General features: G+C 64.7%; 20 protein-coding genes. 12 read left to right on the top strand and 8 right to left on the bottom strand.

Annotated elements, in window-relative coordinates; all coding sequences use genetic code 11:
- Positions 1-37: 37 nt before the first annotated feature.
- Together CT3_RS12650 and CT3_RS12645 are read right to left on the bottom strand one after the other, a co-directional pair.
- Positions 38-745 carry a response regulator gene (locus CT3_RS12650; RefSeq protein WP_066533020.1) on the bottom strand — a complete coding sequence of 236 codons (708 nt, stop codon included), beginning with the start codon at positions 743-745 and terminating at the stop codon, positions 38-40.
- Positions 742-2,178 carry an ATP-binding protein gene (locus tag CT3_RS12645; protein WP_218568111.1) on the bottom strand — a complete coding sequence of 479 codons (1,437 nt, stop codon included), beginning with the start codon at positions 2,176-2,178 and terminating at the stop codon, positions 742-744. The genes CT3_RS12650 and CT3_RS12645 overlap by 4 nt, the downstream gene beginning before the upstream one ends.
- A gap of 193 nt (positions 2,179-2,371) precedes the next feature.
- Between CT3_RS12645 and CT3_RS12640 the strand changes: the two genes are divergently transcribed.
- The 6 genes from CT3_RS12640 (at position 2,372) to CT3_RS12615 (ending at position 10,124) form a co-directional block, all read left to right on the top strand.
- Positions 2,372-3,637, top strand: coding sequence for an efflux RND transporter periplasmic adaptor subunit (locus CT3_RS12640; protein WP_066533017.1), 1,266 nt, complete (start codon positions 2,372-2,374; stop codon positions 3,635-3,637).
- 12 nt (positions 3,638-3,649) lie between these two features.
- Positions 3,650-6,805 (top strand): efflux RND transporter permease subunit, encoded by a 3,156-nt coding sequence (locus CT3_RS12635; protein WP_066533015.1) that lies wholly within the window; start codon positions 3,650-3,652, stop codon positions 6,803-6,805.
- The gene (locus CT3_RS12630) at positions 6,802-8,262 is read left to right on the top strand and encodes an efflux transporter outer membrane subunit (protein ID WP_225608650.1); all 1,461 of its coding nucleotides are present in this window, start codon (positions 6,802-6,804) and stop codon (positions 8,260-8,262) included. Before CT3_RS12635 ends, CT3_RS12630 begins: the two co-directional genes overlap by 4 nt.
- A gap of 314 nt (positions 8,263-8,576) precedes the next feature.
- On the top strand, positions 8,577-8,846 hold the full coding sequence (locus tag CT3_RS12625) for a hypothetical protein (RefSeq protein ID WP_127446229.1): 270 nt from the start codon (positions 8,577-8,579) through the stop codon (positions 8,844-8,846).
- A gap of 203 nt (positions 8,847-9,049) precedes the next feature.
- Positions 9,050-9,550: a DUF2199 domain-containing protein gene (locus CT3_RS12620; protein ID WP_066533005.1), complete on the top strand. Its 501-nt coding sequence runs from the start codon at positions 9,050-9,052 to the stop codon at positions 9,548-9,550.
- Positions 9,551-9,590: 40 nt separating this feature from the next.
- The gene (locus CT3_RS12615) at positions 9,591-10,124 is read left to right on the top strand and encodes an O-acetyl-ADP-ribose deacetylase (protein ID WP_066533003.1); all 534 of its coding nucleotides are present in this window, start codon (positions 9,591-9,593) and stop codon (positions 10,122-10,124) included.
- Between the two features lie 426 nt (positions 10,125-10,550).
- Here CT3_RS12615 and CT3_RS12610 read toward each other — a convergent pair whose 3' ends face one another.
- From CT3_RS12610 to CT3_RS12595, 4 genes are all read right to left on the bottom strand, one after another.
- Positions 10,551-10,976 carry a WapI family immunity protein gene (locus CT3_RS12610; RefSeq protein WP_066533002.1) on the bottom strand — a complete coding sequence of 142 codons (426 nt, stop codon included), beginning with the start codon at positions 10,974-10,976 and terminating at the stop codon, positions 10,551-10,553.
- Positions 10,977-11,234: 258 nt separating this feature from the next.
- Positions 11,235-11,591: a hypothetical protein gene (locus CT3_RS12605; RefSeq protein ID WP_066533001.1), complete on the bottom strand. Its 357-nt coding sequence runs from the start codon at positions 11,589-11,591 to the stop codon at positions 11,235-11,237.
- A gap of 12 nt (positions 11,592-11,603) precedes the next feature.
- Positions 11,604-12,023 (bottom strand): hypothetical protein, encoded by a 420-nt coding sequence (locus CT3_RS12600; protein ID WP_066533000.1) that lies wholly within the window; start codon positions 12,021-12,023, stop codon positions 11,604-11,606.
- Positions 12,024-12,266: 243 nt separating this feature from the next.
- Positions 12,267-12,884 carry a LysE family transporter gene (locus CT3_RS12595; protein WP_066532998.1) on the bottom strand — a complete coding sequence of 206 codons (618 nt, stop codon included), beginning with the start codon at positions 12,882-12,884 and terminating at the stop codon, positions 12,267-12,269.
- A gap of 66 nt (positions 12,885-12,950) precedes the next feature.
- Here CT3_RS12595 and CT3_RS12590 point away from each other — a divergent pair, with 66 nt between their 5' ends.
- Positions 12,951-13,874, top strand: coding sequence for a LysR family transcriptional regulator (locus CT3_RS12590; protein WP_066532997.1), 924 nt, complete (start codon positions 12,951-12,953; stop codon positions 13,872-13,874).
- 151 nt (positions 13,875-14,025) lie between these two features.
- Here CT3_RS12590 and CT3_RS12585 read toward each other — a convergent pair whose 3' ends face one another.
- Positions 14,026-14,574 carry a hypothetical protein gene (locus CT3_RS12585; RefSeq protein ID WP_227657892.1) on the bottom strand — a complete coding sequence of 183 codons (549 nt, stop codon included), beginning with the start codon at positions 14,572-14,574 and terminating at the stop codon, positions 14,026-14,028.
- Between the two features lie 224 nt (positions 14,575-14,798).
- On the opposite strand from CT3_RS12585, the gene CT3_RS12580 reads away from it, so the two are divergent.
- The 3 genes from CT3_RS12580 to CT3_RS12570 all read left to right on the top strand — a co-directional run bounded on the left by CT3_RS12580 (position 14,799) and on the right by CT3_RS12570 (position 17,703).
- Complete coding sequence (locus CT3_RS12580; RefSeq protein ID WP_066532994.1) at positions 14,799-16,013, top strand: acyltransferase family protein; 1,215 nt, start codon at positions 14,799-14,801, stop codon at positions 16,011-16,013.
- Positions 16,014-16,277: 264 nt separating this feature from the next.
- On the top strand, positions 16,278-17,474 hold the full coding sequence (locus CT3_RS12575; RefSeq protein ID WP_066532993.1) for an aminotransferase-like domain-containing protein: 1,197 nt from the start codon (positions 16,278-16,280) through the stop codon (positions 17,472-17,474).
- Positions 17,467-17,703, top strand: a complete 237-nt coding sequence (locus CT3_RS12570; protein ID WP_066532991.1) for a SlyX family protein — start codon at positions 17,467-17,469, stop codon at positions 17,701-17,703. The genes CT3_RS12575 and CT3_RS12570 overlap by 8 nt, the downstream gene beginning before the upstream one ends.
- Before the next feature lie 410 nt (positions 17,704-18,113).
- Here the strand turns inward: CT3_RS12570 and msbA are convergent, their stop codons facing one another.
- Positions 18,114-19,910 (bottom strand): lipid A export permease/ATP-binding protein MsbA, encoded by a 1,797-nt coding sequence (gene msbA, locus CT3_RS12565; RefSeq protein WP_066532988.1) that lies wholly within the window; start codon positions 19,908-19,910, stop codon positions 18,114-18,116.
- Between the two features lie 138 nt (positions 19,911-20,048).
- On the opposite strand from msbA, the gene tolB reads away from it, so the two are divergent.
- Positions 20,049-21,371: a Tol-Pal system beta propeller repeat protein TolB gene (gene tolB, locus CT3_RS12560; RefSeq protein ID WP_066532986.1), complete on the top strand. Its 1,323-nt coding sequence runs from the start codon at positions 20,049-20,051 to the stop codon at positions 21,369-21,371.
- A 53-nt stretch (positions 21,372-21,424) separates the two neighbouring features.
- Positions 21,425-21,955, top strand: coding sequence for a peptidoglycan-associated lipoprotein Pal (gene pal, locus CT3_RS12555; RefSeq protein ID WP_066532984.1), 531 nt, complete (start codon positions 21,425-21,427; stop codon positions 21,953-21,955).
- The last annotated feature ends 2 nt before the right edge of the window (positions 21,956-21,957 follow it).

Raw genomic sequence — 21,957 nt, 5'->3', positions numbered from 1 at the left:
CAGTGGTGCGCGCTTGAACCGGAGCCATGCGACCGTATCAGACCGCCAGGTCCAGCCGGTAGCCCACGCCGTAGACCGAGCGGATGGGGTCTTCCTGGCCGCCGGTTTCCGTCAGCTTGCGCCGCAGGTTCTTGATGTGGCTGTCGACGGTGCGGTCGATGACGACGCGGTGGTCGGGGTACAGGTGGTTCAGCAGCTGTTCGCGCGGCCAGATGCGCACCGGGCTGGAGGCCAGGGCGCAGAGCAGGCGGAACTCCACCGGCGTGAGGTCCAGCTCCCGCCCGTGCAGCTGGGCGCGGAAGTTGGGTTCGTCGATCTGCAGCGGCTGCGCCCGGGGTGCCGGGGTCTGGCGGTAGCGGCGTAGCACGGTGCCCACGCGGGCAATGACCTCCCGGGGGCTGAAGGGCTTGCACACATAGTCGTCGGCACCGATCTGCAGGCCCAGCAGGCGGTCCACCTCGTCGACACGCGCCGTGACCATGATGATGGGGACCTGGCTGTGCGCCCGCAGCTCCTGGCACAGGCTGATGCCGTCGCGGTGGGGCAGCATCACGTCCAGCAGGATGAGGTCGTGCTGGCGCTGGGCATAGGCGGACATGACCTGGGCGCCGTCGGCAATCCATTCGCAGCGGTAGCCGCTGGCGCGCAGGTAGTCGCAGAGCACGGCGGCCAGCCGGGGTTCGTCTTCCACGACCAGGACCAGGGCGTCGGTGGCGGCCGGAGCAGGGGAGGCGGGGGTATTCATGGCGACACCAGGGCAGGCAGGCGGACCACGATGCGCAGACCGCCCAGCGGGGAAGGGTGGGCCGCAATCTCTCCGCCATGGGATTCGACGATGTTGCGGCAGATGGACAGGCCCAGCCCGCTGCCGCCGCTGCTGCGGTTGCGCGAGGCATCCACGCGGTAGAAACGCTCGAACAGGTGCGGGCGCGCGGCTTCGTCCACGCCGGGGGCGGAGTCTTCGATGCTGAGCTCGGCCATACCGGCCATACCGGCCATACCTGCGGTGCAGGTATGGCCGCCCGTGCTGGCCAGCGCCAGCCGGATCTTCCCGCCCGGGTGGGTGTAGCGTATGGAATTTTCCAGCAGGTTGGACAGCAGCTGCTGCAGGCGCGATTCGTCCCCCTGGATGAACAGGGGCTGGCCGTTGCTGGAGAAGCTCAGGGTCAGGCCGCTGTCTCTTGCGCGGGCCTGCATGGTCATGGCGCAGTGCTGGGCGATGCGGTGCAGGTCCAGCGCTTCAAAGGTGTAGCGGAATTCGCCGGTCTGGGTGACGGCCAGCTCATGCAGGTCGTCCACCAGCTTGTTCAGCTGGGTCACTTCGCTTTGCAGCGGCGCCAGTGTGTCCAGGCGTAGCGGGCGTATGCCGTCCTGTATGGCTTCCAGCTCGGCCTTGAGCACGGCCAGGGGCGTGCGCAGCTCGTGCGAGATATCGGCCATGAAGGCGCGGCGGTTGTGTTCGATGTTCTCCAGCTTGCCGGCCAGCTGCGAGATGTCGCTGGCCAGCTGGTCCAGCTCGTCCCGGTCGCGCATGGGCAGGCGCTGGGAATAGTCACCCAGGGCCAGGCGGTGCACAAACTGGGCAATCACCTTCAGCCGCCGCAGCAGCGTGCCGGTCAGCAGCCAGGCCAGCAGCGCCGCCACCACGACCGAGGCCGCGCCATTGAGCCAGCGGGCGCGCAGCTGCGCTTCGTAAAAGCGCACATCGCCGGCCGCAATGGCGTTCTCGAACGGCACCATGGCCAGCCAGCCGACCCGCTCGCCCTGGGCGGTCTGCAGCGGCAGGCGTATGGCGTCGGCCGCCGCGGCGTTGGCATTGCCGATGACGATGTGGCCATCCCCGTCCAGCAGGGCAAAGCGCAGGATGGCGCCGGTCTGGTCGGACACCGGGGGCACGATGGCGGTGAATTCCTGGCCCATGGCGGGCGGGCGCATCAGCGAGAACCAGGACTCCGGGTTCTGGCGGGCGAATTCCCAGCTGTTGCCGTTGCTGGCGTAGGCGGCATTGATGCGGGGGATTACCTCTTGCATGCGGGCCACGCCTTGCTCGTTGAGGTAGCCCATGAAGTCGCGCACAAAGGAGATGCGCACAAAGGCGGCGTTGACCACCAGCACCAGCACGCAGGCCGCCAGAATGGCCAGAAACAGCTTGAAGGACAGCCTGAGCTTGATGCGCATGGGACAAATAAGGACGCGGAAGGTGGTGGGGCAGGGCGATGGCGGTGGGTGTAGGAGCCGGGATCGCCATTGGGCGCCATCGCCGGGGCAGCGTCAACCGGCGTGACCGGTGCGGGCAGCGGCGCCAGGTCTTCCATATTTCCTGCACATTTGCGGGCCAGCATGGGGCATCTGCATTGATGTCTTATCTCCCATGGCTTTGTCTGCATCCACTTTTTCGCCCCAGCGGTCCTGGTGCCGCCTGTCTGTTGTTTCCATTGCGCTGGCCAGCGCGGGCTGGCTGTCCGGCTGCCAGCCCCAGCAGCAGGGTCTGCCGCCCCTGGGCGAGGCCGTGGTCGGGGTGCAGCTCATCCAGGCGCAGTCGCTGGTGATGGAGCAGTCGCTGGCAGGGCGTTCCGCCGCGCACATGGTCTCCGAGGTGCGCCCGCAGGTGGGGGGCATCATCCTCAAGCGCCTGTTCGACGAGGGCCAGCAGGTCAAGGCCGGGCAGGTGCTCTACCAGATCGACCCGCGCACCTATGAAGCCAGCCTGGAAAATGCCAAGGCCCAGTTGGCCCAGGCCGAGGCCGCCGTGCTGGCGGCCAAGCCCAAGGCCGAGCGCTACCAGAACCTGGTGGGCATAGACGCCATCAGCAAGCAGGATGGTGACGATGCCCTGGCCACGCTGCGCCAGAACGAGGCCGCCGTGGTGGCGGCGCGCGCGGCGGTGAAGACGGCGCAGATCAATCTGGACTACACCAAGGTCACCGCGCCCATCAGCGGGCGCATCGGCACCTCCACCTACACCCCCGGCGCCCTGGTGACGGCCGGCCAGACGGCCGCGCTGACCACCATCCAGCAACTGAACCCGATCTATGTGGATGTGACCCAGACCAGCGCCCAGCTGCTGGCGCTGCGCAAGCAGATTGCCAGCGGGGCGCTCAAAGCCGTCAACGGCAAGGTGGCGGTGCGCATCATTCTGGAAGACGGCAGCGAACTGGCCGACAGCGGTACGCTGGAGTTTGTGGGCACTTCGGTCGACACCGGCACCGGCAATGTGTCGCTGCGCGCCGTGGTGCCCAACCCCGACGGCCTGCTGCTGCCCGGCACCTATGTGAAGGCCGTGGTGCCCGCCGCGGTGAACGAGCAGGCCATTCTGGTGTCGCAAAGCGCGGTGACCCGCAATACCAAGGGCGAGCCGGTGGTCAAGCTGGTAGGCCAGGACGGCAAGGTGGAAGAGCGCCGGATTGAAACCGGCGATGCGATCAAGGACCAGTGGGTGGTTACCACCGGGCTGAAGGCAGGTGAGCAACTGATCACCCGCGGCGCCACCAAGGTGCGCGGCGGGCAGCAGGTGAAGACCGCGCCGGCGGAGCAGGAGCCACAGGTATCCACGGATGCCAAGGCACCGCAGGCAGCGCAGGCCGCCGCGCCCACGGCAGCTGCAGCACCCGCCGCATCCACCGGCACGCCGCAATAAGAAGGAGCTTCCATGTCACGCTTCTTCATCGACAGGCCGATTTTTGCCTGGGTGATTGCCATTGTCATCACGCTGTCGGGTCTGCTGTCCATTACCACCTTGCCGGTGGAGCAATACCCCGACATCGCCCCGCCTTCGGTCACCATCCGCGCCACCTACACCGGTGCGTCGGCGCAGACCACGGAAAACTCGGTCACGCAGGTGATCGAGCAGAACATGACCGGGCTGGACAACCTGCTGTACATGAACTCCAGCAGCACGTCCTCGGGCTCGGCCCAGGTCACGCTGACCTTTGCCTCCGGCACCGACCCGGACATTGCCCAGGTGCAGGTACAGAACAAGCTGCAGCAGGCCCAGTCCAAGCTGCCGGACACGGTGCAGTCCACCGGGGTGACCGTGACCAAGTCCTCGGGCAGCATCTCCATGGTGCTGGCCTTCTACTCCGAAGACGGCAGCATGGATGGCACCGACATTGCCGACTACATGTCGTCCTCCATCAAGGACCCCATCAGCCGCCTCAACGGCGTGGGCAATGTGCAGATCATGGGGGCCGAGTATGCGATGCGCATCTGGCTGGACCCCGAGAAGATGCGCACCTATGCGCTGATGCCGTCGGATGTGACCGCCGCGCTGCAGGCGCAGAACGCCGATGTGTCTTCCGGTTCGCTGGGCGAAGTGCCTGCGGTGGACGGCCAGGCGCTGAACGCCACGGTCAAGTCGCGCAACCGCCTGCAGACGCCCGAGGAGTTCAAGAACATTGTGGTCAAGTCCGACAGCCGGGGCGCCGTGGTGCGCCTGTCGGACGTGGCGCGGGTGGAGCTGGGCAGCCAGTCCTATGCCACGGTGGGCAAGTTCAACGGCAAGCCCGCCGCCGCCCTGGGGGTGGAGCTGGCATCGGGCGCCAACGCCATGAAGGTGTCGGAACTGGTGGACGCCAAGCTCAAGGAACTGCAGCCGTACTTCCCCAGCGGCCTGCACTACGAGGTGGCGCACAGCACCACGCCGTTTGTGAAGATCTCCATCCAGGAAGTGGTGCAGACGCTGGTGGAAGCCATTGTGCTGGTGGTGGCCATCATGTACCTGTTCCTGCAGAACTGGCGCGTGACGCTGATCCCCTCCATCGCCGTGCCGGTGGTGCTGATGGGCACCTTCGGCGTGCTGGCCAGCCTGGGGTATTCGATCAACACCCTGTCCATGTTCGCCATGGTGCTGGCCATCGGCCTGCTGGTGGACGATGCGATTGTGGTGGTGGAGAACGTGGAGCGGGTGATGAGCGAGGAGGGCCTGTCCCCCTATGAGGCCACGCGCAAGTCCATGGGGCAGATCACGGGCGCGCTGGTGGGCATTGCGCTGGTGCTGACGGCGGTGTTCCTGCCCATGGCGTTCTTTGGCGGCTCCACCGGGGCCATCTACCGCCAGTTCTCCATCACCATCGCCTCGGCCATGCTGCTGTCGGTGCTGGTGGCGATGACGCTGACCCCGGCGCTGTGCGCCAGCATGCTCAAGCCGATTGAAAAAGGCGGCCATGTCACGCAGCGCGGCCCGCTGGGGCGTTTCTTTGCCTGGTTCAACACCCGCTTTGACGGCCTGTCGCACAGCTATGCGCGCGGCGTGGCCGTGCTGACCCGGCGCCGCTGGGCCGGGGTGGCGGTGTTTGCCGTGGTGCTGGGCGTGATGGCGGTACTGTTCATGCGCCTGCCCACATCCTTTCTGCCGGAAGAAGACCAGGGCGCGCTGTTTGTGCAGGTGAAGCTGCCTTCCGGATCCACCCAGCAGCAGACGCTGAAGGTGATGGACGAGGTGTCCGCCTATGTGCGCCAGCAGCCCGAGGTGGATTCCACCATGGCGGTGTCCGGCTTCAGCTTCAGCGGCGCCGGGCAGAACGCGGGCATGGCCTTTGTGCGCCTGAAGGACTGGAGCCAGCGCCAGGCCGATGCCACATCCATCGGCAACCGCATCACCATGGCCATGATGCAGAAGTACAGCGACGCGCAGATCTTTGCCATGGCGCCTTCGGGCATTCCGGGGCTGGGGCAGAGCGCGGGCTTCACCCTGCAGCTGCTGGACCAGGGCGGTCCCGGCCACGAGGCCCTGGTGGCCGCACGCCAGCAGCTGCTGGCGCTGGCCACCAAGAGCGACAAGGTGCAATCGGTGCGCTACGGCAGCCTGGAAGACGCGCCCACCTTCGATGTGCAGATTGACGACGCCAAGGCCGGTGCGCTGAGCCTGTCGCAAAGCAATATCAACAGCACCTTGGCCACGGCGCTGGGCAGCACCTATGTGAACGACTTTGTGAACCGGGGCCGCATCAAGAAGGTCTATGTGCAGGGCGAGGCGGACGCCCGCATGCTGCCCGGCGACCTGGGGCGCTGGTCGGTTCGCAACAACAACGGGGACATGGTGCCGTTCTCGGCCTTCTCCACCACCAGCTGGAGCAGTGCCCCGGCCGCGCTGGCGCGCTTCAACGGCACATCGGCCATGGAAATCAGCGGCCAGGCCGCCCCGGGCGTGAGTTCGGGCGAGGCCATGCTGGAGATGGCGCGCCTGGTGCAGGAAGTGCCGGGCGGCTTTGGCCTGGCGTGGTCCGGCCTGTCCTACCAGGAACAGCAATCGGGTTCGCAGGCGCCGCTGCTGTATGCCATCTCGCTGCTGTTCGTCTTCCTGTGCCTGGCTGCCTTGTATGAGAGCTGGTCCATCCCGTTCTCGGTGATGCTGGCGGTGCCCATCGGCGTGGTCGGGGCCTTGCTGTTCACGGCGGTGCGCGGGCTGTCCAACGACGTGTACTTCCAGGTGGGGCTGCTGGCCACCATCGGCCTGGCGGCCAAGAACGGCATCCTGATTGTGGAGTTTGCCAAGGAGCTGCAGGACAAGCATGGCATGCCCCTGGTGCAGGCCACGCTGCAGGCGGCGCAGCAGCGACTGCGCCCGATTGTGATGACCTCGCTGGCCTTCATGCTGGGGGTGCTGCCCCTGGTGGTCAGCTCGGGTGCGGGCTCGGGCGGGCGCCATTCGCTGGGCACGGGCGTGCTGGGCGGCACCTTGGCCTCGACCCTGTTCGGCATCTTCTTTGTGCCGCTGTTCTATGTGATTGTGCGCAGCCTGATGCCGGGCCAGCGCAAGGCGGCCGGGCAGCAAGCTGACGGCACGCAGACGGGAGTGAACCCATGAAAGTGAATGCAAACCCCATGCCCCGGCGTGCACTGCAGGCCGTGGCCTGCGCCGCGCTGCTGGCCCTGGCCGGTTGCGCCAGCATGGCGCCGGTCTATGAACGCCCGGCCTTGCCGGTGCAGCCCAGCGTAGGCGGCGAGGTCGGAGGCGGCGTTACTAACCGTGGTGCTGCGGGTGGTGCCCAGGCACAGGAGCAGGCCGCCGCACTGGCCGCACTGCAGTGGCAGCAGGTCTTTACCGACCAGCGGCTGCAGCAGGTGATCGATGCCGCGCTGGCCAACAGCCGGGACCTGCGGGTGAGCCTGCTGAATGTGGAAAAGGCCCAGGCCCAGTACCGCATCCAGTCGGCCAGCCTGTTCCCCAGCGTGGCGGCCAGCGCCAGCCAGACCAATGCGCGCAGCGCGGTGGTGGCCGGCGGTGAGGCGCAGGCCCAGACCAGCCGCAGCGGCGGTCTGAGCGTGGGCTTTACCAGCTGGGAGCTGGACCTGTTCGGCCGCGTGCGCAACCTGAAGGACGAGGCGCTGGAGAACTACCTGTCCCTGGCCCAGACCGGGCGCAGCACCCGCATCAGCCTGATCGCCCAGGTGGCGAGCAACTGGCTGAATGTGGGCGCCTACGGCCAGCGGCTGGAGCTGGCCCGCGAGACCCTGGCCAGCCAGCGCAAGACGCTGGAGCTGACGCAGGCCAAGCACCAGTTCGGCGTGGCCTCCGCCGTGGATGTGAGCCAGGTGCAGACCAGCGTGGAAAGCGCCCGCGCCGACGTGGCCAGCTACACCACGGCGCTGGAGCAGGCGCGCCATGCGCTGGACCTGGCCGTGGGCTCGCACGTGGCCGATGCGCTGCTGCCGCGCACCACCAGCACCGGCGATGTGGCGCTGGCGCGCCTGCCCGATGCGCTGTCGTCTGAGGTGCTGCTGCAGCGCCCGGATGTGATGGCGGCCGAACATGCACTGAAAGCCGCCAACGCCGACATCGGCGCGGCGCGCGCGGCCTTCTTCCCCAAGGTGTCGCTGTCGGCATCGGCGGGCTATGGCAGTGACACCCTGGGCAATCTGTTCGATGCCGGCACGCGCACCTGGTCGTTCGTGCCCAGCATCTCTTTGCCCATCTTCAATGCGGGATCGCTCAAGGCCTCGCTGGATGTGGCGCAGATCCAGAAGAACATCTATGTGGCGCAGTACGAGAAAAGCATCCAGGGCGCCTTCGGCGAAGTGGCCGACGCGCTGAGCGCTCGCCGCCACATGGCCGAGCAGCTGGATGCCCAGCAGGCCCTGGTGCAGGCCGCGCAGACCAACTACGACCTGTCCGACGCGCGCTGGCGCAACGGGGTCAACAGCTACCTGCAGGCGCTGGATGCCCAGCGTTCGCTCTACAGCGCACGCCAGTCGCTGATCAGCCTGCAGCTCAGCGATCTGGTCAACCGGGTCACCCTCTACAAGGTGCTGGGCGCGGTGTGAGCTGGGGGCCGGCACCGCGGAGTTACGCAGAGGGGCATGGGAGGGGCTGCTGGCTTGCGGCTTTGGCACGCTCACGCTGCGCATCCGCGGTGAACGACGGTCAGGTGTCCACACAGCGCTGCGGGAGGGGGCGGCCGCCATCCTCTGCGCACGCTGTGTGGACCGGCCGAGTTCGATGCCCCCCGCCAGAACAGGCTGCAAAGGTGGTTCGTGTCTAATACGCCGGATTACTTTGAGGGGGCTTGTCGATGCGAATGCTGGTGGGGGCTGTGTGGCTCACGATCTCGTCTCTGTCTCTGGCGCAACAGGCGCCCATGTTGAATCAGCCCTTGCTGCGGGAGGCGATGGAGTTCTTGGTGAAGAACCCGTCGAGTGCCAAATTCGAAGAGGTGACGTACAAGCGCGGCCGGGAGCCCGGCGAATGGACCATGTGTGGCAGTGTCAGCGTAAAAAACAGCTACGGCAGCTATGCGGACTTCGAGCGATTTGTGGGAACGGTCATCATTGACGAGATGAGGCCCCACTACCTGGTTCACAGTGTGGGCGGCCTCTCCGACAAGTTGTGCCAATTGGAGGGGCTGTGAACGTCCCTCTACTTTTCCGTCGGCGCTCCTGACGGCCTGGGCGGTCCCGGTCCCTGCCATGCAGGCCTTCCTGGTGCGGAGGCGGTAGCCAAGGCACGGCATGCGCCCCGGGGTAGTTTCATGCAGAAGCATGCGCAACGTGTCCCGCACCGTCCTGCCGGTCCCGTAAGATCGGCGGGATATATAGCGCTGGGGCCTGATGCATGAGCGGATTTGATTGTCGAACCTGTGGGCAACACCACGCCGAAATGCCGATGTGCCTGGGCGCAGACGCGCCGGCCTTGTGGTACGCGCTGCCTGAAGCTGAACGTGCTTCACGCGCCTTTCTGTCCTCTGATGAATGCGTCATCGACGATGAACATTTCTTTGTGCGCGGTCGCGTGGTGCTTCCCGTCGACGGCGGTGCGGATTCCTTTGTCTGGCTGGTGTGGGTGTCGCTGAGCGCGGCCAACTTCCAGAGAATGGGTGAGCTGTGGGAAACAGAGGGACGTGAATCCGAGCCGCCGTACTTTGGCTGGCTTCAAAGTGCGTTGCCCTACGACGAGTCCACCCTCAGCTTGAAAACCGCCGTGCACACCATGCCGCTGGGCGAGCGGCCTGCGATTGAAATCCAATCGGAAGGGCACCAACTGGCGCTGGAGCAGGTCCACGGCATCTCCATGGCAAGGGCCCAGGAAATCGTGGAGCGTGCATTGCATGGATAAAGGCAGCTAAGCTGCCGTCACCTTTTAAAGCCGTACGCATATGCCCACACAACTGCACGCCATTTGCTCTGACATCACCAAGCTCCATGTGGGCGCGATCGTCAACGCAGCAAATTCATCGCTGCTGGGCGGCGGTGGGGTGGATGGCGCGATCCACCGTGCTGCGGGCCCAGAGCTGGTCCATGAATGCCGGCTGCTTGGCGGTTGCAAAACGGGGCATGCCAAGGTGACCAAGGCCTATCGCCTTTCTGCCGACTACATCATCCACACCGTAGGGCCTGTGTGGCAAGGCGGAAAAAGTGGCGAACCCGCATTGCTGGCGGATTGCTATCGCCGGTGCATCGCGCTGGCGGAGGAGCGGTCTGTTGTCTCTATCGCTTTTCCCAGCATCAGCACAGGCATATATGGCTACGCAATCGATCTGGCTGCACGCATCGCGGTCAGCACTGTCCAGGAAAGCCTGTCGGAGCATTCAACGATCGCAGAGGTGATCTTCTGCTGCTTTTCCCCAGAGGACCTGTTGCAGTACGAGCAGGTTTTGAAGAATCCTCCGCTGCCTCCGATAGACATTTGATTGGGTGCCATCTTTGGGCTGTTTCTCATCGCGTTGTGGCGGTCGCACGCCAAGAGACATTCCTTGAGCGATCGGGACGCGGAAAATTCCTATTTGCACAGAGGATGGCTGCGCTAATAGCAGGAGGCATCGGTACCGCGACGCTTGATGGCACTGGAAGCGCCTTGGCGTGACTTGCGGCTACGACCGAATAATATGGGGTGTCAGAGTGCAGTTGCGTGACGTTACTCCGGAGTCTTCATGAGTCGCTCTGCAGTGTCAGATGGATACCAATCGACAGGGAGATCTTCGCTCATGGACCCAATTGCACATAGCAGCTTCTGCCGAGAACAGATCTTCGCGAAAGTCGGCTGCCGTCCCAGAGCAGACCGTTACCAATGCCTCAGTTAAGCCGACTTGCAAAGCAAGTTCGGCGTGAATGAATTGTTAGTCCTTAATTCGCATCCACGGAGCAGAGATGGCTTTCGTGAGCTGCTGAGGCTCAAACGAAAAGCCAAATGACACGGAGTGCCAAAAAGAGCCTTCTTGGCTTTGGGACCAGTATCCGGTGCTGCCCTCGACCGCTAAGTGCCCGCGATTATTCACAGAAAAAATACGGAGCTTTAGTTCATTCGGTGAGATGGACTCTAGTGTGGCCTCACCTTTGAGCGAGTGCTCTAGCGAGATGAGAGCCGCGCAAAAGGCTGAAAACGCCTCACCAAGCACCCAAAGATCGTTGTGCCCCTTAAAGCCATCAGAAAGAGCGTCAATCGTGATGTATGCATCGCCGCAGTTCTGGACTAGCGGATCGTCTGCAATAGCCACAGACATCTCGAAGTAAGAGCCAGAGTTGTCAAATTTCAAGACGCTCATGTGAAGGGAACCTGGATCGAGAAGACAAATCGATCGTAGAAGTTTCTTGGCTAAATAGAGCCAAATTGTTGAAATAGTAGCGAGCGATAGGGTTTAGGCAACCCCATGCAGTCTGTGATTTCGACAGAAAATCGATCATCGAATGTCGGCTTCTGGCCGAACGCAGTCAGTCTCTCAGCAGATCAGACGGCAGGTCTGGCATCACTGGTACGTACTCTGCCCCTCCGGTACATCCGGCCATGCGGGCCCCGATAGTGCTCAGCTCGCCGCCATCGACATACTGCGCCGGATGGACGACAGGATTCTTTGGCGGGCCCGGCTTTCGGTGACGAGCCGTGTGCGGTGGTCACCCAGTTGCTCCAGCTGGAACCCGACGGTCAATTTGGCGACATCGGGCTGGTCAAATGCCAGGAACTCTGCGGTGGTGGTGAAGGGGCGCTGTCCGCAATCCAGCTGCCAGATTTTCCGATCAGGCCGAATACCAGTCGCTTGCCGCCTTGCTATGCCTGCACGGCAGAAGTTCTGCAGGCAAAGGGAAAGGGGCTTCGGTTGACCTTCTTGCCCGATAGACAGCACGCCTGGCCCGAACATGGGCAACTCGCGCAGGGCAATCATCTGCCGATGACTTCACACCGGGGTCTTGCCTGGGGGAGCTATCTCCGCCTGTTCGATAGCCTTACGCAAGTTCGGCAGTGCCAGGTCTTTGTACCAGGCAAGCATTTGCTCAAGGCTTGCCGAAGCCGGCGCGGCATCTTTCCCCCCGACCAGCTCGGCTGAAGCTTGGGCCATGGCGACGAGGAGGCGGGAGAATTCGTGCACATAGGGTTGGTCTGCACCCGCATCGTGTCGTTCACGAATGATTTGATAGCGGATGCTTTCGGGATAGGTGAAGCTGCTCACCATCAAATCGAACACCGTCACAGGGCCCTGACTGGTTTCGATGGACAGATGGCGATGGGATTCGTTGTAGCCCATGGCCTCCATTTGCTCGCATGCTCCGATGGCAGTCTCCATCATCGAGCGGATTAAATGCCAGTCAGTTTTCATACCGCTATCGACCCTGAAAATAGTGTCCCGAAAACGCCGGGTGGACCCAGGTGATGGGCGTGGCCACGCTGTGAGATTGGCATGCTACTGGGTTGCTGAGTGCCGCCCATACCCCAGTGCCGCCGCCGACACGTTGGCTGTGGTTGCACCGTCTTTGCGCACGAGGCGCTGCCGGGGGGCTTGCCTCGTCTCCACCCAAAACCTGCGGGTCGCTGGCCGCGTCCTTGCTGCGCACGGCGGGCATCAGCGCGAGCCACTGGCCAGTCCCAGCAGGGCGCCAAAAACGATCAAGAGTCCGCCAAATGCCCGGTCAATCCAGTGGCGCACGCTCAGCAGACGGGCGCGCATGGAACCGGCCGAGAAGCACAGCGCCAGCAATGCAAACCACGCGATGTGCGCCATCGAGATGAAAAGCCCGTAGCCCATTTGCACGCCCATCGGCGTGTCGGGCCGCACCACCTGCAGGAAAAGACTCACGATGAACACCGTGGTCTTGGGGTTCAAGGCATTGGTCAGAAAGCCGGTGCGCAAGGCCGCAAGGTCGGACAGGGGCACCCCTTGCGGACCGTTCAGCTCGCCTGCAGGGCTGGATCTGAGCATCTTGACGCCAAGGTAGACCAGATAGGCCGCGCCCGCCAACTTGATGGCGTTGAACAGCCACAGAGACTGCAGGATCAGCAGGCCCACGCCCACCAGGGTGTAGGTGACATGGACCAGCACGCCCAGCCCGATTCCCAGGGCCGTCAGCACACCGGCACGCCGGGACAGCAGCAGGCTGTTGCGGGTGACCATCGCAAAGTCGGGTCCAGGGCTCACCACGGCGAGCAAGGTGATGGTGATCACCGCTATCAGTTCAGTCATTCCAGAGATATCCGCAGAATTAAAGATATAACCAATGCTATGGATGCTTGCGCCGGATGAATAACGATGTTTTCTGACAAAGATGGTGAGCATGACTCACCATTGGATGGTGCGCGGCTGCCTTCGCTGCTGGCACTGCGCTGCTTTGAAGCTGCGGCACGCCTGGAGCATTTCAGCCGTGCTGCCGATGAACTGCATCTGACCCACGGGGCGGTCAGCCGTGCCGTGCGCCTGCTGGAAGATGAACTGGGCGTGGCGCTGTTTGAACGGCGTGCCCGGCGGGTGTATTTGACGGGCGCGGGGCGTACCCTCGCGCAAGCGGTCAGCGGTGGCTTCAACCTCATGCGGAATGCGGTGGGCGAACTGCGCGCCAGCGCACGGCAGGAAAGACGCTGGGTGCTTTCTTGCGAGCCGACGCTGCTGATGCGCTGGCTTATTCCACGTTGGCCGGACTTCCAATCACGCCATCCGGGCATCGACGTCCATCTGGTGGCGGGCGGGGGGCCGGTCTCGTTTGCCAGCGGTATTGACCTTGCGATACGCCGTGACGATTTCGCCTGGCCTGCGAGCTATCACGCGGCCCCGCTATTTGCGGAACGGGTCGGCCCGGTCTGCCGCCCCGACAAGGTGGCGACGTGGTGCACTATCAAGGGCAAAAAAGTAGCACTGGGCCCCACCGCACATCTGCTGCACACGCGTACACGGCCGGATGCATGGCAGGACTGGGCTGCTGCCACCGGGCGGACCTTGGCCGCTGGAACGGGACCAAGCTTTGAGCACTTCTACTTCAGCCTGCAGGCCGCGGTCGCAGGCCTTGGGGTTGCCATCGGTTCCTGGCACATGGTGCGGGACGATATCGACAACGGCTTGCTGGCTGCGCCACTGGGCTTTGTAGAAGACGGTTCGCACTACTGCCTGCTTTCGCCGCATGCTCTGGATGCGCACAGCCCCCAGGCGTCGCTGCTGGAATGGCTGAGGCACATGGCGTGACCAACGCCCTCCGCAATGCCGGGGCCGGCAGACCCACACATGCAGATATGGCGCCCCATGGCCGAACGCAGTCGGTCACCAAGCCGAGAACAAGTCGGTGTGGGCGGGAGGGGTAGGCAGCACCTCAGGCGGTGTGCCACCCCGCCATGGCTCAACCCACCGCTGTCAAAACACTGCGCCGGATGGACGACAGGATTCTTTGGCGGATCAGCCCGCTGACAGGCCGTATCAGATACCAGTAGGGTGCGAATTTCTTGTGCGCGGCACCGCTCAGGCAGTGGACCCGGGTTTCGGTGGTGAGCCGGGTGCGGTCGTCGCCCAGCTGTTCCAGATGGAAGCCGACGGTCAATTTGGCGAAGTCGGGTTGGTCAAACGCCAGGAACTCGGCGGCGGTGGTGAAGAGGTGCTGGCCGTAGTCCAGTTGCCAGAATTTGCCGATCAGGCCGAACACCAGTTCCTCGTCGCCTTGCTGTTCCAGCACGGTGAAGTTCTGCATGCCAAAGCTGCTCGGGTTGACCTTCTTGCCGGACAGTGCGCCCAGCGCGCGCATGGGCAACTCGCGCAGGGCAATCATCTGGCGGAAAAACGGGTCGCTGCCAGCGTCGTAGCTGCGCACGGCGGGCATCACTGCATGGGGCGGGGCGGGTATGTCCAGGGCGTGCCGTTCGCTGAACTGGTAGCTGCCGAGATAGTGGTCCATCAGTCTCACCAGAACGCTCTCCCATGCGTGTTGAAGGCGCAAATCTTACAAGCGATGTGGGCCGGCTTTCCCGGTCTGTCCGGCGCGGCTGGCCTGGGTGGGGCCTTCGCGGGTTGCCGGGGCTGGGATTTTTGATCCAGGTCGTGGCCGGAGGAGGGCGGTGGCCGCGTGCCTGGGGCTGCCTGCTAGAGTGGGCCGCATTACAAGGACAGGGAGGCAGGCACATGACCCAGGCAGACGGCAGCCAGGACCGGCTGTATGCACTCGACAACCTGCGTGCCGCGATGATGTGGCTGGGCATCGTGCTGCATGTGGCGGTGATCCACATGGCCGGGGCGCAGCTGCTGCCCTGGCGCGACAACCAGACCACGCCGGCGGCCGATCTGCTGGTGGCCTTTATCCATGCGTTCCGCATGCCGGTGTTCTTTATTCTGGCCGGCTTCTTTGTGGCCCTGCTGCTGACCCAGCGTGGGGCGGCTGCCACCGTGCGGCACCGGCTGCGCCGGCTGGCCTTGCCGTTTGCGCTGTTCTGGCCGCCGCTGTTTGCCGCCTGTGCGGTGCTGGCCATGCTGTTCATGCACCGCATGGCGCGCGGCACCTGGGGGCTGGACCCTGGCCTGGCACCCGCTGCCGAGGGCATGGCGGCGCACACCGGGCTCAATACCTTGCACCTGTGGTTTCTGTGGCTGCTGTTCTGGCTGAGTGTGCTCACACCGCTGGTGCAGAAGGCGCTGCAGCGCTGGGCGCCTGCGGTGGCCCCCGCGCTGGGGCGGTGGCTGGCTGCCATGGGGTGCACGCCCTGGGGTGTGGCCGTGCTGACCACGCTGCTGGCGGGCATAGGCGTGCAGTATGGCGCGGGGCTGGTCAGCCCCGGCAATGCGTTTGTGCCGCCCTGGATGGAGTGGGCGCACAACGGCCTGTTCTATGTGTTCGGCCTGGCGCTGTACGCCCACTGGCAGGTGCTGCTGGCGCACTATGTGCGGCGCTGGCCCTGGTATGGCGTGGCCGGGGTGCTGTGTTTTCTGGCGTCCGGCGGGGTGCTGGAGCAGGTGCCTGCCGATGCCCGCCAGACCCTGCCCATGGGCGTGCGCTGGGCGTTTTCCTGGGCGTACAACGCTGCGGCATGGTGCTGGAGTTTTGCGCTCATCGGCCTGTTCACAGCCCATCTGGGGCGGCACAGCCCCGCCATGCGCTACCTGGCCGACAGTTCCTACTGGGTGTACCTGGTGCACATGCCCATGACCATCGGTTTCGGGGCGTTGCTGTTCGGCCTGCCGTGGCCGGCCGGCGTGAAGATGCTGCTGAATATTGCGGCCACCACGGCGCTGAGCCTGGCCAGCTACCACTGGCTGGTGCGCACCACCGCTGTGGGCCTGCTGTTGAACGGCAAGAGCCATGGGCGCGCGCCTGGCCCTGCGGCGGCATTGCCCACGGCCTGAGCCGGGGCGTGGCGGGGGATGGGCGTGTGCGGGGCGTGGGCCTGCACGGAACGCTACGGGCAGCCGCCGCATCGCCACTGGCGACGCGCGGGGTGCTGAACAGCGGGCACGGGTGGGCGTGGATATGTCGCCGCTCTGCGCGCAGCGGCGGCAGAAAGGCCGACAATGGTGTCCGTTGCCTGTGGTGGCGGGGCGTGCCCGCTGCGCAGTGCGCCCCGATTCTTTTCCCCTTACCGACCCTCTTTTGACTGGAAGTCTGTCCCCATGCAATTCGCCGAGCGTCTGAATAACGTCGAAACCTCTGCCATCCGCGAGCTGTTCAAGCTGTTGGGCAAGCCGGGCATTGTCAGCTTTGCCGGTGGCTTTCCCGATGCGGCGCTGTTCGATGTGGAGGGCATGAAGGCCGCCGCCCAGGCCGCGCTGACCGAAGAGCCCGGCGCTGCCTTGCAGTACGGTGCCACCGAAGGCTACCAGCCGCTGCGTGAACAGCTGGCCGGGTTCATGCACGGCAAGGGCGTGGCCGATGTGGCGGCCGACCAGCTGATCGTCACCACCGGCAGCCAGCAGGCGCTGGACCTGCTGGGCAAGACCATGATTTCCCCGGGCGACAAGGTGATTGTGGAAGGCCCCACCTTCCTGGCTACCATCCAGTGCTTCCGCCTGTATGGCGCGGAAGTCATCAGCGCGCCGGTGGATGCCCAAGGCGTGCAGGTGGATGTGCTGGAACGCCTGATCGTGGAGCACCGCCCCAAGCTGGTGTACCTGATCCCCACCTTCGGCAACCCCAGCGGTGCCACCCTGAGCCTGGAGCGCCGCAAGCGCGTGCTGGAGCTGGCGGCCCAGTACCAGGTGCTGGTGGTGGAAGACGATCCCTACGGCGATCTGTACTTTGATGCGGCGCCGCCCCCCAGCCTGCTGGCCCTGTCCAAGGATGTGCCGGGCAGCCGCGAATGGCTGGCGCATTGCGGTTCGCTGTCCAAGGTGCTGAGCCCCGGCCTGCGCATTGGCTGGCTGATTGCCAACCCCGAGCTGCTGTCCCGCGCCGTGATGTGCAAGCAGTTCAGCGATGCGCACACCAGCACGTTTGCCCAGGCCACGGCGGCCCAGTACCTGAAGGCCGGCCACATGCCGGCGGCGCTGGCCAAGGTGCGCAAGGTGTATGCGGCCCGCGCCCAGGCGATGATGGATGCGCTTCGCAGCGAGCTGGGCGATGCGGTGGAATTCACGCCGCCCGCAGGCGGCCTGTTCCTGTGGCTGCGCCTGACCGGCGAGGGCGCGGACGCCGGTGCGCTGGCCAAGCAGGCGATCGAGCAGGGCGTGGCCTTTGTGCCCGGTGCGCCGTTCTTCAGCCAGAACCCGGATACGGCCACGCTGCGCCTGTCGTTTGCGACGGCGGATGAAGCCCGTATCCGCGAAGGCGTGCAGCGCCTCAAGCGCGCGCTGGAGGCCGTGCATGCCTGAGCAGGACCACAACGCCCAGGAGGCCCAGGACGGGCGCCTGATGGAGCTGGAGATCAAGCTCAGCTACATGGAAGACCTGGTGGAGCAGCTGAATGTGAGCGTCTACCGCCAGCAGCAGGCGATCGATGTGCTGGTGGAAGAGGTGCGCAATCTGCGCCGCCAGACCGCCCCGGCCGAAGGCGCCACGCACATGGCCAATCTGCGCGACGAGCTGCCGCCGCATTACTGACAGCCGACCTGGCAGCCAGCTCTGCTGGCCGCCTGCATCCCTGCTTGCGGGCGGGCTCGCAGGCGGGCTTGCTGGCAGAGGGTGGGTGGGCGAACAAGGCAGGGGGCTGCCGGTACCCCCTGCCTGCGCACTCCCAAACCAGGAGCAGCTGTGGCACATGCACAACGGATGGCCGCTGTTTTTGTATCTGAAAGTCAGGTGCAGGGCGCGCAGACGGGTGTGGTGGCGCTGCCGCCATGGCATGCCGCACCAGCTGTGTGCTGACGGAATAGAAAAAGGCCCCGAGGGGCCTTTTTTCTTGGGCGCGGGATACGCCTGCGCAGGGCGTATCCGATGGAGGCTTGGGTTGCCGCCGTGGCCCAAGTTGCCGTCAGCTGCCCTCAGTGGCCGTCAATTTCCGTCAATTGCTGTCAATTGCCGCTGGTATGGCCCGTGTGGCCGGACAGGGCCTGCAGGCGCGCATACAGGCCGCCAGCGGCCAGCAGTTCGGCGTGGGTGCCTTGTTCGGCCACGCGGCCGCGTTCCATCACCACCACGCGGTCGGCGTGTTCGATGGTGGACAGGCGGTGGGCAATGACCAGGGTGGTGCGGCCTTGCATCAGGTTCTGCAGGGCCTGCTGGACCAGGCGTTCGGACTCGGTGTCCAGCGCCGAGGTGGCTTCGTCCAGGATCAGGATGGGCGCGTTCTTGTACAGCGCGCGTGCAATCGCCAGGCGCTGGCGCTGGCCGCCGGACAGCTGGACCGCGTTGTGGCCCACATTGGTGTGGATGCCTTCGGGCATGGCGCGCACATGGTCGCCCAGGTTGGCGGCTTCCAGGCTGGCCCAGACGCGGGCTTCATCCACTTCGGCGCCCAGGGCCACGTTGGCGGCGACGCTGTCGTTGAACATCACCACATCCTGGCTGACCATGGCGAACTGGCTGCGCAGATAGGCCAGGTCCCAGTCCTGGATGGGCTGGCCGTCCAGCAGGATCTGGCCCTGCGTAGGCTGCAGAAAACGCGGCAGCAGATTGACCAGCGTGGTCTTGCCGGCGCCGGAGGGGCCAACCAGCGCGACGATTTCGCCGGGCTGCACGGTGAGGTTGACACCGTCCAGCGCAGGCGCCTTGTCCGGGCCGAAGCTGACGCCCACGTTCTGCAGCTCGAAATGGCCGGTGACGGGGGCCGGGCGCAAGGTGCCGCCGCTTTCGGGCTGGCTCTGGTCCAGCAGGCCCAGGCCGCGTTCCAGCGCGGCCACGCCGCGGGTGATGGGGTTGGCCACGTTGGCCATGCGGCGCAGCGGGGCGATGAGCATCAGCATGGCGCTGATGAAGGCCACAAAGCTGCCCACGGTCACGTCCTGGCTGCCGGCGCCGCCGGTGCGGCCCTGCCACAGCGCAATGCAGATCACGGCGGACAGCGCAAACGCGGCCAGCAGCTGGGTCAGCGGCGTCATGGCGGCCGAGGCGATGGTGGACTTGATGGCCATGCCGCGCAGCCGGCGGCTGAGGTCGAAGAAGCGGTTGAACTGCGCGGTCTGGGCGCCGTGCAGGCGCACCATGCGGTGGGCCAGCACGTTTTCTTCCACCACATAGGCCAGGGAATCGGTGGCTTCCTGGCTGTTTTTGGTGATGCGGTACAGGCGCTTGGACAGGGTCTTCATGATCCAGGCCACGCCGGGCACGACAAAGGCTACGGCCAGGGTGAGCTGCCAGTTCAGGTACAGCAGATAGCCCAGCAGGGCGATCAAGGTGAAGCCGTCGCGCGAGATGCTGAGGAAGGCGTTCACCAACTGGGTGGCGCCGGTCTGCACCTCATACACCACGGTGTTGGACAGCGCGCTGGACGACTGGCGCGCGAAAAGCGACATATCGGCCGACTGCACGCGCTGGAACAGCACTTCGCGCAGGCGCAGCATGCCGTCATTGGCAATCTGCGACAGCGCGTACTGGCCCACGAACTGGGCGATGCCGCGGATCAGGAACACGCCGATGATGGCCACGGGCACCATCCACAGCGACAAGGTGCCGTCGGTAAACCCATTGTCCAGCAGGGGTTTGAGCAGGGCCGGAATCAGCGGCTCGGTGCCCGCGCCCACGAGGGTGGCCAGAATGGCCAAAACCCATGCAAGACGTTGGTTTCCAAAATAAGGTGCGATGCGGCGAAGCCGCTGGGTGAGCGTCAAATCGGTGGGGACTGACATTTTGGTGTGGTCGGGTGTCTGCATGTGAGGGCGGATTCTACGGGGCCGTACTATGATGGCGGGATACACATGGACACAGGCATTTCCGTCTTCACTTCCATGCTCTGTGTGTAACATCACAATCTGGATGGCCGGGATAACCCTGGCACTTGATGGCTGACAATGACTATTGAACGTACACCAACCACCCCCTCTTTGACAGCGGCGGTGCCGCTGGCGTCACGCCGCAGCGTTCTGGCTGCCATGGCTTCTGTTTCTGCACTGCCAGCATTCGCCCAATTCCGCGTGGAAGTGACCGGGGTGGGCCTGACCCAACTGCCTATTGCGCTGCCCGCGTTCCGCGGCGAAGACACTGCGCCCCAAAAGATTGCCGCCATCATCAAGGCGGACCTGGAGCGCAGCGGCCTGTTCCGCAGCGTGGATGCATCGGGCGTGCAGCTGGATGAAACCACCCGCCCGGACGTGGGCGTGTGGCGCCAGAAGGGCGCAGATTCGCTGGCCGGTGGCTCTATCACCCGCCTGGCCGATGGCCGTTATGACGTGCGTTTCCGCCTGTGGGATGTGGTCAAGGGCCAGGACCTGGGCGGCCAGGGCTATGCCGTGACGCAGGCCGATCTGCGCCTGGTGGCCCACCGCATTGCCGACTACATCTATGAAAAGCTGACCGGCGAGAAGGGCGTTTTCTCGACCCGCATCGCCTATGTGACCAAGGCCGGCAAGCGCTATGTGCTGTGGGTGGCAGATGCCGATGGCGAAAACGCGCAGTCGGCGCTGTCGAGCAACGAGCCCATCATCTCGCCCGCCTGGTCGCCCAACGGCAGCCAACTGGCCTATGTGTCGTTCGAGTCGCGCAAGCCGGTGGTCTATGTGCATGAGATCGCTTCCGGCCGCCGTCGGCTGATTGCCAACTTCCGCGGCTCCAACAGTGCGCCTGCCTGGTCGCCCGACGGCAGCTCGCTGGCGGTGACCTTGACGCGCGATGGCTCGTCGCAGCTCTACACCATCTCCGCCCAGGGCGGAGAACCCCGCCGCCTGATGCAAAGCAGCGGCATCGACACCGAGCCCGCTTTCTCCAGCGACGGCCGCACGATTTACTTTGTCAGCGACCGGGGCGGTGCGCCCCAGGTCTACAAGGTGTCCGCATCCGGAGGCAGCGCGCAGCGCGTGACCTTCAGCGGCAACTACAACATCTCTCCCAGTGTCAGCGCAGACGGCAAATGGCTGGCCTACATTTCGCGTGTGGGAGGAGGCTTCAAGCTGCATGTGATGGATCTGGCATCCGGGTCCGTGACGGCAGTGACCGATACGTCGGAAGATGAAAGCCCAAGTTTTGCCCCGAATAGCCGACTCATTGTCTACGCCACCAAGCAGGGCGGTCGTGAAGCACTCATGACTACAACGCTCGACGGAAAGATCAAGGCGCGACTGGCGGGTCAGAGTGGAGACATACGAGAGCCCGATTGGGGCCCGTACCAAAAATACTGAGATCAGTACCTTTTTTCGCAACCTCAAAACAAACCATATTTGGAGAAAATCCAATGATCGATTTCAAACGTCTTTCCCTCGCAATGGCCGTCGTGGCCCTGATGGCTGGTTGCAGCTCCGGCGTGAAGCTGGATGACTCGGCCAACAAGAACGGTACGCTGGCCTCCGGCGGCGCCAACGGTGCTGGCACCGGCCAAAGCAGCGTGGCTGGTGTGGACCTGTCCGGTTCCGCCGCCAACGGCCAAGGCCCCGTGGGCGTGAGCCGCATCGTGTACTTCGACTTTGACAGCTACAGCATCAAGTCGGACGCACAAGCCCAGATCGAAGCCCACGCACGCTTCATGAAGGAAAGCGGCAACCGCAAGGTCGTGATCGAAGGTCACACCGACGAACGCGGCGGCCGTGAATACAACCTGGCCCTGGGCCAAAAGCGTGCCGAAGCCGTGCGCCGTGCACTGGGCGTGCTGGGTGTGAACGACAGCCAGATGGAAGCTGTGAGCTTCGGTAAGGAAAAGCCTGCTGCCACCGGCAACACCGAAGACGCTTTCGCCCAAAACCGCCGCGCTGAGCTGTCCTACCGCTGATG

This window comes from Comamonas terrigena NBRC 13299, assembly GCF_006740045.1.
GTDB lineage: Bacteria > Pseudomonadota > Gammaproteobacteria > Burkholderiales > Burkholderiaceae_C > Comamonas > Comamonas terrigena.
The sequence above is the reverse complement of the archived record's forward strand: the minus strand, read 5'-3'. Positions and strand labels throughout refer to the sequence as shown.

What these genes read in the sequence shown, in the direction of transcription:
- CT3_RS12630 (WP_225608650.1), top strand. Translation starts at nt 6,802, where the DNA reads ATGAAAGTGAATGCAAACCCCATGCCCCGGCGTGCACTGCAGGCCGTG.
- tolB (WP_066532986.1), top strand. Translation starts at nt 20,049, where the DNA reads ATGACTATTGAACGTACACCAACCACCCCCTCTTTGACAGCGGCGGTG.
- CT3_RS12590 (WP_066532997.1), top strand. Translation starts at nt 12,951, where the DNA reads ATGTTTTCTGACAAAGATGGTGAGCATGACTCACCATTGGATGGTGCG.
- CT3_RS12615 (WP_066533003.1), top strand. Translation starts at nt 9,591, where the DNA reads ATGCCCACACAACTGCACGCCATTTGCTCTGACATCACCAAGCTCCAT.
- CT3_RS12580 (WP_066532994.1), top strand. Translation starts at nt 14,799, where the DNA reads ATGACCCAGGCAGACGGCAGCCAGGACCGGCTGTATGCACTCGACAAC.
- CT3_RS12640 (WP_066533017.1), top strand. Translation starts at nt 2,372, where the DNA reads ATGGCTTTGTCTGCATCCACTTTTTCGCCCCAGCGGTCCTGGTGCCGC.
- CT3_RS12570 (WP_066532991.1), top strand. Translation starts at nt 17,467, where the DNA reads ATGCCTGAGCAGGACCACAACGCCCAGGAGGCCCAGGACGGGCGCCTG.
- CT3_RS12650 (WP_066533020.1), bottom strand. Translation starts at nt 745, where the DNA reads ATGAATACCCCCGCCTCCCCTGCTCCGGCCGCCACCGACGCCCTGGTC.
- CT3_RS12620 (WP_066533005.1), top strand. Translation starts at nt 9,050, where the DNA reads ATGAGCGGATTTGATTGTCGAACCTGTGGGCAACACCACGCCGAAATG.
- CT3_RS12600 (WP_066533000.1), bottom strand. Translation starts at nt 12,023, where the DNA reads ATGAAAACTGACTGGCATTTAATCCGCTCGATGATGGAGACTGCCATC.
- CT3_RS12610 (WP_066533002.1), bottom strand. Translation starts at nt 10,976, where the DNA reads ATGAGCGTCTTGAAATTTGACAACTCTGGCTCTTACTTCGAGATGTCT.
- msbA (WP_066532988.1), bottom strand. Translation starts at nt 19,910, where the DNA reads ATGCAGACACCCGACCACACCAAAATGTCAGTCCCCACCGATTTGACG.
- CT3_RS12625 (WP_127446229.1), top strand. Translation starts at nt 8,577, where the DNA reads ATGTTGAATCAGCCCTTGCTGCGGGAGGCGATGGAGTTCTTGGTGAAG.
- CT3_RS12595 (WP_066532998.1), bottom strand. Translation starts at nt 12,884, where the DNA reads ATGACTGAACTGATAGCGGTGATCACCATCACCTTGCTCGCCGTGGTG.
- CT3_RS12605 (WP_066533001.1), bottom strand. Translation starts at nt 11,591, where the DNA reads ATGATTGCCCTGCGCGAGTTGCCCATGTTCGGGCCAGGCGTGCTGTCT.
- pal (WP_066532984.1), top strand. Translation starts at nt 21,425, where the DNA reads ATGATCGATTTCAAACGTCTTTCCCTCGCAATGGCCGTCGTGGCCCTG.
- CT3_RS12645 (WP_218568111.1), bottom strand. Translation starts at nt 2,178, where the DNA reads ATGCGCATCAAGCTCAGGCTGTCCTTCAAGCTGTTTCTGGCCATTCTG.
- CT3_RS12575 (WP_066532993.1), top strand. Translation starts at nt 16,278, where the DNA reads ATGCAATTCGCCGAGCGTCTGAATAACGTCGAAACCTCTGCCATCCGC.
- CT3_RS12585 (WP_227657892.1), bottom strand. Translation starts at nt 14,574, where the DNA reads ATGGACCACTATCTCGGCAGCTACCAGTTCAGCGAACGGCACGCCCTG.
- CT3_RS12635 (WP_066533015.1), top strand. Translation starts at nt 3,650, where the DNA reads ATGTCACGCTTCTTCATCGACAGGCCGATTTTTGCCTGGGTGATTGCC.